The sequence below is a fragment of the Duganella sp. FT27W genome, assembly GCF_009295655.1.
Taxonomy (GTDB): Bacteria; Pseudomonadota; Gammaproteobacteria; order Burkholderiales; family Burkholderiaceae_D; genus Rugamonas; species Rugamonas zoogloeoides.
This window is the reverse complement of record NZ_WHIV01000004.1, coordinates 827667-841031: the sequence shown is the minus strand read 5'-3', so window position 1 is coordinate 841031 and position 13365 is coordinate 827667. Positions and strand designations below refer to the sequence as shown.

Here is a 13365-nt window from a genome sequence, read left to right as displayed (position 1 = left end):
GTCAACCCATAAAAATTCTCATGAAAAATGACAATACGCTCAGGCGCGGCTTGAGCAACCGCCACATCCAGCTGATCGCGCTGGGGGGCGCCGTCGGCACCGGCTTGTTCCTCGGCGTGGCCCAGACCATCAAGCTGGCTGGCCCGTCGGTCATCCTCGGCTATGCGATCGCCGGCATCATGGCCTTCTTCATCATGCGCCAGTTGAGCGAGATGGTGGTGGACCAGCCGGTGGCCGGCTCCTTCAGCCACTTCGCCAACCGCTACTGGGGCTCGTTCGCCGGCTTCGCCTCGGGCTGGAATTACTGGATCCTGTACGTGCTTGTCAGCATGGCCGAACTCACTGCTGTCGGTATCTACGTGCAGTACTGGTGGCCGGGCGTGCCGATGTGGGCGTCGGCGCTGGGCTTCTTCCTGTTGATTAACGCGGTCAACCTGCTGCACGTCAAACTGTTCGGCGAGATGGAGTTCTGGTTCGCCATTATCAAGGTGGCGGCCATCATCGGCATGATCGGCTTCGGCGGCTATCTGCTGATCAGCGGCAGCGGCGGTCCGCAGGCCAGCATCACCAACCTGTGGGCGCTGGGCGGCTTCTTCCCGCACGGCGTGGGCGGCATGGTGATGGCGATGGCCATCATCATGTTCTCGTTCGGCGGACTGGAACTGGTCGGTATCACGGCGGCCGAAGCCGAGTCGCCGGAAAAGACCATCCCCAAGGCCACCAACCAGGTCGTTTATCGCATCCTGATCTTTTACGTGGGCGCGCTGGCGGTGCTGTTGTCGCTGTACCCGTGGAGCGACGTCCAGCAAGGCGGCAGCCCGTTCGTGCTGATCTTCCAGGCGCTCGACAACGGCTGGGTGGCCTCGGCCCTGAACGTGGTGGTGCTGACGGCCGCGCTGTCGGTGTACAACAGCTGCGTGTACAGCAACAGCCGCATGCTGCTCGGTCTGGCGCTGCAAGGCCATGCGCCGAAGACGCTGGCGCATGTGAATAATCGCGGGATTCCGGTGCACGCACTGGGCGTGTCGGCAGCCGCCACCGCCCTGTGCGTGGTGGTCAACTACGTCATGCCGGGCAAGGCATTCGGCATGTTGATGATGCTGGTGGTGGCGGCACTGATGATCAACTGGGCGATGATCAGCATCACGCATTTGAAGTTCAGCAAGAGCAAGGCGGCTGCCGGCGAACGGACCAGCTTCCGCAGCTGGGGCCAGCCGTGGACCAACTACCTGTGCCTGGCCTTCATGGCCGGCATTGTGGTGATCATGTACCTGACGCCCGATACGCGGATCGCGGTGTACATGATGCCGGCGTGGGTGGCGGTGCTGGGGATTTGCTACAAGTTCAAGCAGAAGTAACTTTGGGGCGTATGACCTGCTGGTCATGCGCGCAAAAAGGGATTCCCGCGCAGGCGGGAATCCCTTTTTTTTTCAGCGCTTGGCCGGGAGGTCGGCCAGCGAAAGAAAGGCGTCGGCAAAGAATTGCGTTGCCGGCAGGCTGCGCTCAAGGCAGAAGCTGGTACGGGCGGCGGCCACCATGGGCGGGGCGCCGCAGGCATAGACCTGGTGCACGGCCAGGTCGGCATGGTCGTCGAGCACCGCCTGGTGGACAAAGCCGGTGCGGCCTTGCCAGTCATCGCCGTCGGCAGGTTCCGAAACTACCGGAATGTACTCGAACCATGAAAGTTCGGCCGCCCATTGCAGGCACAGCGTGTGCTGGTACAGGTCCGCTGCCTTTCTGCCGCCCCAGTACAACGTCACCTTGCGCGCATTACCTCGCGCGATCGCCTGCTGCATGATGGCTTTGACCGGTGCGAAGCCGGTGCCGCTGGCCAGCAGGATCACCGGCGCCTCGCCACTGCGCAGGTAAAAATCGCCGGCCGGGCCTTCCAGCGCCAGCCGTTCGCCGGCTTGCAGCGTGCCGAAGACGTGGTCGGTAAAGCGACCGCCCGGCAGGTGGCGAATATGCAGTTCCAACGTGTCGCCGCCGCCCGTGCTTGCCATCGAGTAGCTGCGACGAACGCCGCCATCGAGCAGCACGTCGAGGTACTGGCCCGGCAGGTAGGCCAGCGGCGCACCGCTGTCCTGGTGCAGGCGCAGCACGGCAACATCGGTGCCCACTTTATCGATGCTGGCGATGCGTACCGAGAGCGTGCGGCTTTCCGGCAATTGCATTGCGGATGCCGGCGCTGCAGCGGGAACCACGCCGGAACACGCACCGCCACAGCCGCCGGCCGCAGCCGAGGCGTCAACGGCAGTAGCCGCCGTACCAGTACTGGCACCAGCGCCAGCAAACTCTGTCGCGCTACTGGAGGCAGCACCGGCATCGGCAGCCGCCGGCTCGGCCACATCGACCTCCACCCTGCCCGCCACCACCCGCACCGAAAAACTGCGCACTGCGGTGGTGATCGGCGCCGAGCGGGCGGCGCCGCTGCGGATATCGATCAGGCCCTGGTGCAGCGGGCATTCGACGCAGCCATCTTCCACGTAGCCATCGGACAGCCGGGCATTGCCGTGGCTGCACTTGTCGCGCAGCGCGTACACGTCGTCGCCGAGGCGGAACACGGCCAGCGGCTGGCCGCCGGCCTGTTTCGCCACCGGCGTGTCTTCGCAAAATTCGTCGGCCGCGCCGAGATCGATCCAGGTCGTCATGGCGGCCTCAGATCGGCGTAGCCAGCAGGGTGGCCACGCGCGAGGTGTCGTAGATCACACGCTTGGACTGGTAGCGCCAGCCGTCCGGCGTGCGCACCACCACGTCCAGGTAGCGGCCCGCCTGGTACACGAACGATTCTCCATCCTGCAAGGTTTGCACCACCACGTAGCTCGACTCGGTTTCCACGGTGTCGGCATCGATCACGCGCATCTGCATGCCCGACGTCATGTGGCGGTAGCTGTGCACCTCGTAGATATTGGCGTGGCGCAGCGACAGCACGCGGTCGCGCAGCATGCGCTTGCTGTCGCAGTAAATGATGCCAATCGGCAGGCCGGCGTCTTCGTTTTCGCGCGGGACGATTTCGTAGACACACTCTTCGGTGAAGAAGTCGGCCCACTGCTCCAGGCGGTCGTTGTCGAGCGCGCTGATGTACTGTTGCTGCAGCTGGTGCAACTCGAACCACAAGATCACTTGTTCCATGTTCATTCCTCCTTAAAACGCCATCAGCTTTTGGTAGCCCTGCCAGAACTTGCGGATCAGGCTTTCGGTGATCAGCGTGTCTTCCTGGTCCGGCTTGTCATTCGACATTTCGATCACCGAGCACGAATCGGGGTCGCGCCGCGTGCCGCGCTGGACCATTTCCGTCGCTTCCGTGTCTTCCATCGAGATATAGCCGGCCGGCCCCACCAGGTTGGCCTGCTTGATGCGCAGTGCGCGCATTTCCGGGGTGTCGTCGGCGTAGCCGAAGAAGTGAAAGATCAGTTCGAAATTGTCGGGGCCCTTGGTCAGCAGCTGGCGCGCCACCAGGGTGTTGTGGATCTGCTGCACCACCAGTTGCGGGAAGATCGGCTGGATGTGGTTGGTGGTGTTCTCTTCGAACTCCTGGATCTGGCCCAGCACCGACGGATCTTCCAGTTGAAAACCTTCGTCGAACGAGCGGATCGCCTGCTGCTTGTAGGCGTCCGAGGTTTCTTCCTGGTTCTTGGTGGCGGTGATGATGCTGTGCAGGCCGTGGCGCTTGTCGGCAATCGACCGCGCCTTCATGCCAACCCGGAAAATGTTGAAGGTCGTGTGGAACAGGTGCAGCAGGCTGGCGTGGTACGGGTCCTTCACATTTTCCAGGTACAGCTTCCAGTTCGATTTCGAGTACTGGCGGGTGCAGCCAAGGTACACGATCGGCTTATGAAAAATGCGGTCGAGCCATGGCGTCATCTCGGCGCCCAGGTAATCGACCAGCGGCTCCACCGTCTCGCTGAAGGTGGCGAACACCAGGCCTTTGTAGCTGTCCACGCGCAGCTGGCGCAGGCCGTGGCACTTCGGATCGAAATCCTTGGGCATGCCGGCCATGCCGTTCTGGCCGCGGCGGAACGGCACACCGAGCAGGTTGCCGCGCTGGTCGAAACTCCACTGGTGGTAGGCGCAGCTGTGCGAGCTGGCGTTGCCGCGCTGCTCGCGGCACACGGTGGCGCCCCGGTGCGAACATTTGTTGACCCACGCGGCCAGGCTGCCGTCGTCGGTGCGGGTGACTACCACCGGGGTGTCGCCGACAAACGTCGATTTGAAATCGCCGGGGTTGATGATTTCCGCTTCCAGCGCCAGGAAATTCCAGACCGGACCGCGAAAAATCTTTTCCTGTTCGCGCTCGTACACTTCCTGCGAACTGAACACTTTGTACGGCGTGCGCGAACCGTCGGTGCGCGGGAACTGCACCAGGGGATGCACCGTGGCCGGTGCGGCTGCTGCTTCGTCTAGATGGGACATGGGACCTCTCCGTGTGGTGGACTCGATGAATCGAGTCTAGGGAAGAGGCCCCGGCGCTGCTAGCCGGATCTGGCAATCATGAAGCAGGCGCCATCCGTTTCTGGCTACGTGGCAAATGGCCATGGCGCGCGCGGTAGTACGCGGCAAACCGTCCGGCGTGGCCAAAGCCGAATGCGAGCGCGGTGTCGGCCACGCCGGCTTCGGCATGCGCCTGCAAATGGGCGTGGGCGGCGTCGAGCCGCATATTGCGCAGCAGTTCCATCGGCGACACACCATGGTGGCGCTGGCACAGCTGATTGAGACTGCGCACGCTCATGCCCGCTGCCAGCGCCAGGTCGGCCAGCGCGACCGGCGCGCACAGCTTGCTGCGCATGTAGCGCTCGAGCGCATCGAGCCGCTTGCCGGCGCTGCCGTCGGTCAAGCCCTGGCCCGCTGCCGCCGCCTGCGCATCGGCAGCCACCTTCGGCGCGCCCTGCCCCTGCTGCGCCAGCAGGAACAGCGCCACGTTGCGCTCGTAGTGATCGATCCACGCCGTGTGGCCGGATTCGGTGGCAGGCAGCGCCAGGATGCTGAGCAGCGAGTGCAACATCATTTCCCAGTGCTGTCCCAGGGCCGGCGCCAGCAGCAGGCCCGGCGCCAGGGCGGGCAGCGCGCCCGGTGCACCGGCGCCGCGCGTGGCCTGTCCCTGCATCTCGCGCAGCAGCGCGTGCGGCAGCTTGACGATCAGCTGCTCGGAACCTTCGCCCCACACCATGCGGATGTGCCTTTTCGGTGCAATGATCGCGGTGCGTCCCTGCGGCACGGCCACCCGGTGACCATCGCAGTCGAACTCGGTACAGCCCTTGAGCGACGTATGCACCAGCGCGAAATCCTCGAACGGACGCGGCGTCACTTCCACCTCGGCGCCATAGCGCAGCGCCATCATCTGCAAGCGGTTGATACGCGCCTGGTAGAGGGCGGTATTGACGGTGCCGCGCCGCCATTGCAGGTCGTGGTCGGCCAGCGCGCTTGCCACATGCTGGTGCGTGGCCACCTTCTCATCGGAGTGAAATACGCAGCCTTGGTACAGTTTGGACAAGTTCAGCGATTCGACGAGCGTGTGCATGGTGCATCCAGTGATCGGCAATAGGGGACGCCAATTGTTTGCAATATTCATGCCCAGCGCTGTGTGACACGCTGGCCACTGTACTTAATTCATCCGGGCAATTTTGATTCACATCAAGGATTTTTGAGTTTCAGACGCTTACCCTTCGGGCTATCAACTTGACATTACCCGGGGAGAGCTTGTGTGGAGCTAGCATCGAATTACAACTACAAGGTCGTGAAGCAATTCGCGATCGCCACCGTGATCTGGGGCATCGTCGGCATGCTGGTGGGGGTGATCATCGCCGCCCAACTGGCCTGGCCCGCGCTGAACCTCGACATTCCATGGCTGACCTACGGCCGCCTGCGGCCGCTGCATACCAACGCGGTGATTTTCGCGTTCGGCATCTGCGGCCTGTTCGCCACGTCGTACTACGTGGTGCAGCGCACCTGCCAGGTACGGCTGTTTTCCGATAAATTGGCGGCCTTCACCTTCTGGGGCTGGCAGGCCGTGATCCTGCTGGCAGTGGTCACGCTGCCGATGGGTTATACGCGCGGCAAGGAATACGCCGAACTGGAATGGCCGATCACGATCCTGATCGCGCTGGTGTGGATCGCCTACGCGGTCGTGTTCTTCGGCACGCTGGTCACACGCAAGGTTAAGCACATCTACGTCGCCAACTGGTTCTTCGGCGCCTACATCCTGGCCGTGACCATCCTGCACGTGGTGCAGGGCGCCAGCATGCCGGCCAGCCTGACCAAGTCCTATTCCGCCTACACCGGCGTGCAGGACGCCATGATCCAGTGGTGGTACGGCCATAACGCGGTGGGCTTCATCCTCACCGCCGGCTACCTGGGCATGGTGTATTACTTCATCCCCAAGCAGGCCGAGCGCCCCGTGTACTCGTACCGGCTGTCGATCGTCCACTTCTGGGCGCTGATCTTCACGTACATGTGGGCCGGCCCCCACCACCTGCACTACACGGCGCTGCCCGACTGGACCCAGTCGGTGGGCATGGTGTTCTCACTGGTGCTGCTGGCGCCGTCGTGGGGCGGCATGATCAACGGCATGATGACGTTATCGGGCGCCTGGCACAAGCTGCGCACCGACCCGATCCTGAAATTCATGATCGTCTCGCTGTCGTTCTACGGCATCGCCACCTTCGAAGGTCCGATGATGTCGATCAAGACCATCAACGCCCTCTCCCACTACACCGACTGGACCGTGGCCCACGTGCACGGCGGCGCTCTCGGCTGGGTCGGCTTCATCACCATGGGCTCGATCTATTACCTGATTCCGCGCCTGGTAGGCGAACAGAAAATGTACAGCGTCAAGCTGATCGACCTGCACTTCTGGGTGGCCACCATCGGCGTGGTGCTGTACATCGCCGCGATGTGGATTGCCGGCGTGATGCAGGGCCTGATGTGGCGCGCGGTCAACCCCGACGGCACCCTCACCTACACCTTTGTCGAAAGCGTGAAAGCGACATATCCGTACTACGCGGTACGGGTGCTGGGCGGCTTCATGTACTTCAGCGGCATGTGCGTGATGGGCTACAACACCTGGATGACCCTGCGCCGCCGCGCCACCGTCATCGCCCCCATCCCTGCCCTGGCTGCGGCCCATTGAACCCGGAGTGCCCATGAAATTCTCACATGAATGGATCGAAAAAAACCCGTGGCTGCTGATCGCCCTGGTCACCCTGGTGATCAGCGTTGGCGGCGCCGTGGAAATCGTGCCGCTGTTCTTCCAGAAATCCACCACCGAGCCGGTGGCAGGCCTGAAACCCTACAGCCCGCTGCGGCTGACGGGCCGCGACATCTACGTGCGCGAAGGCTGCTACAACTGCCATTCGCAGATGGTGCGCCCGCTGCGTGCCGAAACCGAGCGCTACGGCCATTATTCGGTCGCTGGCGAGTTCGTCTATGACCGGCCGTTCCAGTGGGGCTCCAAGCGCACCGGGCCCGACCTGGCGCGCGTGGGTGGCCGCTACAGCGACGAATGGCACCGCACCCACCTGGCCAACCCGCGCGACGTGGTGCCGGAATCGAATATGCCCAACTACCCGTGGCTGGCCAAGACCAAACTGGTGCCGCAGGACGTGGTGCCGAAGCTGCGCGCGCTGCAGCGCCTGGGCGACCCGTACACCGATGCCGAGATCGCCGCCGCGCCGGAAGAACTGAAGGACAAGACCGAGGAAGACGCCCTGATCGCCTATCTGCAAGGCCTGGGCACATTAATCAAAACAAGGAACTGACATGGCTATCGAGAACCTGTTTGACCAGGCCAGCAGCGTGATGACGGTGGTGTCGTTTGTCACGTTCATCGGCATCGTGTGGTGGGCCTACATCCACCACAAGGAAACCGATTTTACTCAGGCCGCACAAGCCCCGTTTGCCGACGAGGAGTTTGACCATGGCTGACTTTACCAGCGGCTTCTGGGACTACTATATCGCCGCCATCACCCTGCTCGGCATCATCGGTTGCGGCATCCTGCTGTGGGCGCAGTCAAAAGCGCGGGTGGGCAAGCGCAGCGACATCAATGTCGATACCACCGGCCATATCTGGGACCAGGATTTGACCGAGCTGAACACGCCGATGCCGCGCTGGTGGATGTGGCTGTTCTACATCACCATCGTCTTCGCGCTGGTGTACCTGGTGCTGTACCCGGGCCTGGGCAGTTATGCAGGCAAACTGGGCTGGAGCTCCACCGGCAACTACCAGACCGAACTGAAACAGGCCGAGGCAGAATATGGTCCGCTGTTCGCCCAGTACCAGCAGCAGGATTTAAAAACGGTGGCGGCCGATCCGAAGGCGCGCGCCATCGGCGAGCGCCTGTTCCTCACCTATTGCGCCCAGTGCCACGGGTCCGACGCGCGCGGCAACAAGGGTTTTCCGAATTTGACCGACAAGGACTGGCTGCTCGGCGGCACGCCCGAGATCATCAAGCAGACCATCCTGCACGGGCGTACCGGCGTGATGCCGCCGATGGGCGCGGCCGTGGGCAGCGAAAAGGATATCGAGAACGTCGCCCATTACGTGCTGAGCCTGTCCGGCTCGACGTCCGATCCGATCAAGGCGGTGTTCGGCAAAGCAAAATTCGGCGCCTGCATGGCCTGCCACGGCGCCGACGCCAAGGGCAACCAGGCACTCGGTGCACCGAACCTGACCGACAAGGTCTGGCTGTTCGGCGGCAGCGCCGACACCATCATGGAAACCATCCGCAACGGCCGCGCTGCCACCATGCCGGCGTTTGGCGACTTCCTCGGCGACGCCAAGGTGCACGTGCTGGCTGCCTACATCTGGAGCTTGTCCAATGATGTGACGCAGCCGGCGCCAGCGCCAGCAGCCAAGCCGGAACCGGAACCGGAACCGGGACCAGCAAAATGAGTGCGCCCGAGACACAAGTCATCAAGATGTATGCGGCGCGCGAGGAAATCTACCCGCGCGAAACCTCGGGCCGCTACGCCCGCCTGCGCTGGCTGTTCGTGTGGCTGACGCAGCTGGCGTTTTACGGCACCCCGTGGCTGCTCTGGAACGACCGCCAGGCCTTGCTGTTCGACCTGACCACGCGCAAGTTCTACATTTTCGGCATGGTCTTGTGGCCTCAGGATTTCATTTACCTGGCGGTGCTCCTGATCATCAGCGCGTATTTGCTGTTCCTGGCCACCGCCGTGGCCGGGCGCGTGTGGTGCGGCTTCACCTGCCCGCAAACTGTTTATACCGAAATCTTCCTGTGGATAGAACGCCGCATCGAAGGCAAGCGCAGCGCGCGCATGCTGCTCGACCGCCAGCCCTGGTCCGCCGGCAAGCTCGGAAAAAAAACCGCCAAGCACCTGGCCTGGGGCGCAGTGGCGCTGTGGACCGGCTTTACCTTTGTTGGCTACTTCACGCCGATCCGCGAGCTGATGGTCGAGGTGCAGACCTTCGACTTCGGTCCCTGGGAATGGTTCTGGGTGCTGTTCTACGCCTTTGCCACCTATGGCAATGCCGGCTGGATGCGCGAGCAGGTGTGCAAGTACATGTGCCCGTACGCCCGCTTCCAGAGCTCGATGTTCGACCGCGACACCCTGATCATCACCTACGATGCCAGGCGCGGCGAACCGCGTGGTCCACTGGTGCCACGCCGCAAGCAGGCAGCCAGTACCGGCGGCGCCTGCATCGACTGCTCGATGTGCGTGCAGGTGTGCCCCACCGGCATCGACATCCGCAACGGCCTGCAATACGAGTGCATCGGCTGCGCCGCGTGCGTCGATGCCTGCAACGGCGTGATGGACAAGATCGATGCGCCGCGCGGCCTGATCCGCTACGCCACCGAACGCGCGCTCGACGAACACCTGACACCCACCGAAATCCGCCGCCGCACCTGGCGTCCCCGGGTGCGCATCTACACCGCCGTGCTGTGCCTGATCGTGGCCGGCGCCGGCGCCGCCCTGTACCTGCGCGTGCCACTGAAAATGGACGTGATCCGCGACCGTGGCGCCATGGGCCGCGAAGTGGAAGACGGCATGATCGAAAACGTCTATCGGCTGCAGATCATGAACACCACCGAGCGCGCCCACACGTACAGGATCACCGTCGCCGGCATCGACACGCTGGCCCTGGTCACGCCCGCTACCGTGCGGCTGGACGCGACCGAAACGCGCGGCGTACCGATCCGCCTGCGCACCGCGCACGGCGCCGCACACAAGGGCTCGAACAAGATCGAAGTGGCGCTGACATCGGTGGACGATCCGGCGCTGCATGTGAAAGAAACTGCGGTCTTCATTGTGCCGCGCTAGGAGATCACCATGCACCATTTACACAGCACGGTCACGCCGTGGTACAAGCAGCGCTGGCCGTGGTTCCTGATGCTGGGCCCGGCCATCGTGGTGGCCGGCAGCGTGTTTACCGCCTGGCTGGCGTTTTCAACGCCCGACCCGGTGGTGGTCGGCGATTACTACAAGCAGGGCAAGGCCATCAACCAGGACCTGAGCCGCGACCGCGTGGCCAGCGCCATGGGCCTGTCGATGACGATCGGGTACGACGCCAATCGCGGCGCGCTGACGGGCCAGGTGCAGCGCGCCAGCGGCGACGGCATCACCGAGCGCCTGCGGCTGCGTCTCGCGCACGCGACCTTGCCCGACAAGGATATCGAAGCGACCGTGCTACCCGATGCGGCGGGCCGCTTCGAACTGCCACTGGCCATGCTCGAACGCAGCCGCTGGGTGGTGCTGGTGGAAGGCGAAAAACGCGACTGGCGCCTGGCCGGCGCGTGGACGTGGCCGAAGGAGCGCGGGGTAACCTTGGTGGCGGATGTGGCGCCTGTGCAGCAGCAGGCGCCGGCGCAATAGCCGCACAATAGGCGCCGGGGCACAGGCATGCCTCTGGCGCGCTATCAGTTCAACCGCAAGTCTGGGTACCGGCCGTAATCGCCTTGAGCGTTTGCGGCTGCAGCAGTTCGATTTCGCGGTTGCTTACCCGGACCAGTCCTTCTTTCTTGAACTTCGACAGCAGGCGGCTGATGCTTTCGATGGTCAGGCCCAGGTAGTTGCCGATCTCCTCGCGCGACATGCGCAGCTGGAACGCGTTGGGCGAGTAGCCGCGTGCTTCGTAGCGCGACGACAGGTTGACCAGGAAGGCGGCGAAGCGCTGGGTGGCCTGCATATTGCCGAGCAAGAGCATCACGCTTTGCTCGCGCGTGATTTCCTGGCTCATCATGCGGTGGAAGTGGCGCAGCAGGGTCGGCATTTCGGCCAGCAGTTGCTGCAGGGTGGCGAACGGAATTTCGCACACTTCGCTGTCTTCCAGCGCCACCGCCGTGCAATGGTGCAGGTCGGTGCTGATGGCGTCCATACCGAGCAGTTCGCCGGCCATCTGGAAGCCGGTGATCTGCTCCGCGCCTTCGCGGTTGACCTGGTAAGTTTTGAAGTGGCCGAGGCGGATAGCGTACAGGTTCTGGAACGAATCGCCAATGCGGAACAAGGTATTGCCGCGCGCGACCTTGCGGCGGCGGCCGATGATCTGGTCGAGCCGGTCCATGTCTTCGTTACCCAGTCCCATGGGCAAACACAGCTGGTGCATGCTGCACGTGGCGCAGCTGGCTTTGAGGATGTCGATTGTGGCGCCGGGCAGCACCAGCGATGGCAGGTCTTTGATCATGTCCGCTAGTGTAGACCATGATGCGCCAGGATGGTGCGATGCCGCACTGCCACCATCGGGTATTCCGACGTGCATTTCACTTGCATTGTGCAAGCAAATGGCCGGTGAAAATTCCGCCCGTCGCCACTTTCCCGCTGGCGAAGGATGCGCTAGACTGGCCCTCGTTATTGCCGATTTCTCAACTAGAGCAGGAGAGATAAAGACCATGAATCTACGCCGCTGCGCCGTGCTGTACCTCGAACCCCGCGAAGAACTGGACATCGACTGGACCGCCTTGTTTGCCGGCACCAGCACCCTGGCGGCCAGCACCCGCTGGCTGGCGCTGGCGCCGCACCTGGACCGCGAGATCGAAGTCGATGCGGCCGACCTGGCGGCACTGGCCGCAGTTGGTTCATCGGTATGGACCGCGCGCGCTGAGGTCGTCGAACGCCATGGCGCGGCAGTCGTGGACCGGCTGCTTGCGCACGGCCTGCTGCTGGCCGAGGACCAGGGCCAGCAGCAAGAGCAGGCCAATGCGCAGGACGCCCTGCGCGAACGCGACGACACCTTGCGCACGCTGCACTGGCGGCCGCTGGCGGCGCTGGCGCACACGTTCTCGCGCTGGCACGACGTACGCAGCGACACCGGCATGGAGGCGCCCAGTTTCGAGGAACTGCTCGAACGCCACGGCAATCCGCCACCGCCGGTGCAGCAGGTGGCCAGCATCGGCGCGGCGGTGCCGCTGCCAGCGCCCGCCGGTTTCCTCGACGAGGTACTGCTGCGCCGTTACACGGGCCGCAACTACGACACCAGCGCCAGCCTGCCGCTGGCGGTGGCGGCGCGCCTGCTGCAACGCACGTTCGGCGCCCAGGAACTGCGCCACATCGGCCCGCATGCCAACGTCCTGAAAAAGACCAGCCCGTCGGGCGGCGGCCTGCATCCGGTCGAAGCGTTCGTGCTGGTGCAACGGGTGGACGGCCTGGCGCCGGGCTTGTACCACTACCATCCGCTCGACAACACGCTGGTGCCGCTGCGCGCGACCACGCAGGACGAAGCGGCGGCGCTGGCGCTGCAAATGGTGGCAGACCAGTACTGGCTGGCCGGCGCGGCGATACAGGTGGTGATGGTGGGACGGGTGGAGCGCTCGTTCTGGAAATACCGCAACCACCAGAAGGCGTACCGCGCAATATCGCTCGATGCCGGCCACCTGTCGCAGACGTTTTATCTGCTGGCCTCGGAAGCGGGCTTGCCGGCGTTTATCACCGCCGCCATCAACGACATCGATATCGAAACCATGCTGGGGCTGGACCATCTGCGCCACGCAGTGATTGCCGTGTGCGGTTGCGGCGTGGCCGCGACAGGCGCGCGCGAGATGGTGGAACTGCGCTACGGTGAAACCGGCCTCGGCCCGGTGGCAGAGTAGCCGGTCAAGAGTTGATCAGGAGGCCAGGCGCGACACCGATACGCCGGACAACATGAAGAGCACCATGCCGTTCTCGCCGATCTGCTTGCTTGCCAGGGCGGCATGGTCGGCGGCGGCCGCATCCTTGGACGGCAGGCGGCGCGCGGCCGGTACCTTGGCCGGATCGAGCTTGATGCCAAGCGTGTCCAGGGCGCGTACCGGGTCGTTCTGCATGCGGTCGCGGAAGCCATCGTCGGTGGCCAGTTTGGCGAGCATGGTGTTGAGCTGATCGAAATTCTGTTTAAGCATTGTGTACTCCCTCAAGGTGGATAAAAACAATGTGCTG

General features: G+C 63.7%; 14 protein-coding genes. 8 read left to right on the top strand and 6 right to left on the bottom strand.

Annotated elements, in window-relative coordinates:
* Window positions 1-20 precede the first annotated feature (20 nt).
* Window positions 21-1358, top strand: a complete 1338-nt coding sequence (locus F8197_RS20790) for an amino acid permease (RefSeq protein ID WP_152883416.1) — start codon at window positions 21-23, stop codon at window positions 1356-1358.
* Window positions 1359-1430: 72 nt separating this feature from the next.
* Here F8197_RS20790 and andAb read toward each other — a convergent pair whose 3' ends face one another.
* The 4 genes from andAb to F8197_RS20770 form a co-directional block, all read right to left on the bottom strand.
* On the bottom strand, window positions 1431-2651 hold the full coding sequence (gene andAb / locus F8197_RS20785; RefSeq protein ID WP_152883415.1) for an anthranilate 1,2-dioxygenase ferredoxin subunit AndAb: 1221 nt from the start codon (window positions 2649-2651) through the stop codon (window positions 1431-1433).
* 7 nt (window positions 2652-2658) lie between these two features.
* Entirely contained in the window at window positions 2659-3132 is a 474-nt protein-coding gene (gene andAd / locus F8197_RS20780) for an anthranilate 1,2-dioxygenase small subunit AndAd (RefSeq protein ID WP_152883414.1), read from the bottom strand.
* A 12-nt stretch (window positions 3133-3144) separates the two neighbouring features.
* Complete coding sequence (gene andAc, locus F8197_RS20775) at window positions 3145-4413, bottom strand: anthranilate 1,2-dioxygenase large subunit AndAc (protein ID WP_152883413.1); 1269 nt, start codon at window positions 4411-4413, stop codon at window positions 3145-3147.
* A gap of 76 nt (window positions 4414-4489) precedes the next feature.
* Window positions 4490-5518 carry an AraC family transcriptional regulator gene (locus F8197_RS20770; protein ID WP_152883412.1) on the bottom strand — a complete coding sequence of 343 codons (1029 nt, stop codon included), beginning with the start codon at window positions 5516-5518 and terminating at the stop codon, window positions 4490-4492.
* A 183-nt stretch (window positions 5519-5701) separates the two neighbouring features.
* Here F8197_RS20770 and ccoN point away from each other — a divergent pair, with 183 nt between their 5' ends.
* Genes ccoN through F8197_RS20740 form a run of 6 tightly spaced genes read left to right on the top strand, consistent with a single transcriptional unit; the run spans window position 5702 to window position 10830 of the window.
* Window positions 5702-7126: a cytochrome-c oxidase, cbb3-type subunit I gene (ccoN, locus tag F8197_RS20765; RefSeq protein ID WP_373996928.1), complete on the top strand. Its 1425-nt coding sequence runs from the start codon at window positions 5702-5704 to the stop codon at window positions 7124-7126.
* 13 nt (window positions 7127-7139) lie between these two features.
* The gene (gene ccoO / locus F8197_RS20760; protein ID WP_152883411.1) at window positions 7140-7754 is read left to right on the top strand and encodes a cytochrome-c oxidase, cbb3-type subunit II; all 615 of its coding nucleotides are present in this window, start codon (window positions 7140-7142) and stop codon (window positions 7752-7754) included.
* Between the two features lies 1 nt (window position 7755).
* Complete coding sequence (locus tag F8197_RS20755; protein WP_056142782.1) at window positions 7756-7920, top strand: CcoQ/FixQ family Cbb3-type cytochrome c oxidase assembly chaperone; 165 nt, start codon at window positions 7756-7758, stop codon at window positions 7918-7920.
* Window positions 7913-8887, top strand: a complete 975-nt coding sequence (ccoP, locus tag F8197_RS20750) for a cytochrome-c oxidase, cbb3-type subunit III (protein ID WP_152883410.1) — start codon at window positions 7913-7915, stop codon at window positions 8885-8887. Before F8197_RS20755 ends, ccoP begins: the two co-directional genes overlap by 8 nt.
* Window positions 8884-10278 (top strand): cytochrome c oxidase accessory protein CcoG, encoded by a 1395-nt coding sequence (gene ccoG / locus F8197_RS20745; protein WP_152883409.1) that lies wholly within the window; start codon window positions 8884-8886, stop codon window positions 10276-10278. Before ccoP ends, ccoG begins: the two co-directional genes overlap by 4 nt.
* 9 nt (window positions 10279-10287) lie before the next feature.
* The gene (locus F8197_RS20740; RefSeq protein WP_152883408.1) at window positions 10288-10830 is read left to right on the top strand and encodes a FixH family protein; all 543 of its coding nucleotides are present in this window, start codon (window positions 10288-10290) and stop codon (window positions 10828-10830) included.
* 49 nt (window positions 10831-10879) lie between these two features.
* On the opposite strand, the gene fnr is transcribed toward F8197_RS20740, so the two are convergent.
* The gene (gene fnr / locus F8197_RS20735; protein ID WP_152883407.1) at window positions 10880-11638 is read right to left on the bottom strand and encodes a fumarate/nitrate reduction transcriptional regulator Fnr; all 759 of its coding nucleotides are present in this window, start codon (window positions 11636-11638) and stop codon (window positions 10880-10882) included.
* A 205-nt stretch (window positions 11639-11843) separates the two neighbouring features.
* Between fnr and F8197_RS20730 the strand changes: the two genes are divergently transcribed.
* Window positions 11844-13040, top strand: a complete 1197-nt coding sequence (locus F8197_RS20730) for a putative peptide maturation dehydrogenase (protein ID WP_152883406.1) — start codon at window positions 11844-11846, stop codon at window positions 13038-13040.
* Between the two features lie 15 nt (window positions 13041-13055).
* On the opposite strand, the gene F8197_RS20725 is transcribed toward F8197_RS20730, so the two are convergent.
* On the bottom strand, window positions 13056-13328 hold the full coding sequence (locus F8197_RS20725) for an NHLP-related RiPP peptide (protein ID WP_056142764.1): 273 nt from the start codon (window positions 13326-13328) through the stop codon (window positions 13056-13058).
* Between the last annotated feature and the right edge of the window lie 37 nt (window positions 13329-13365).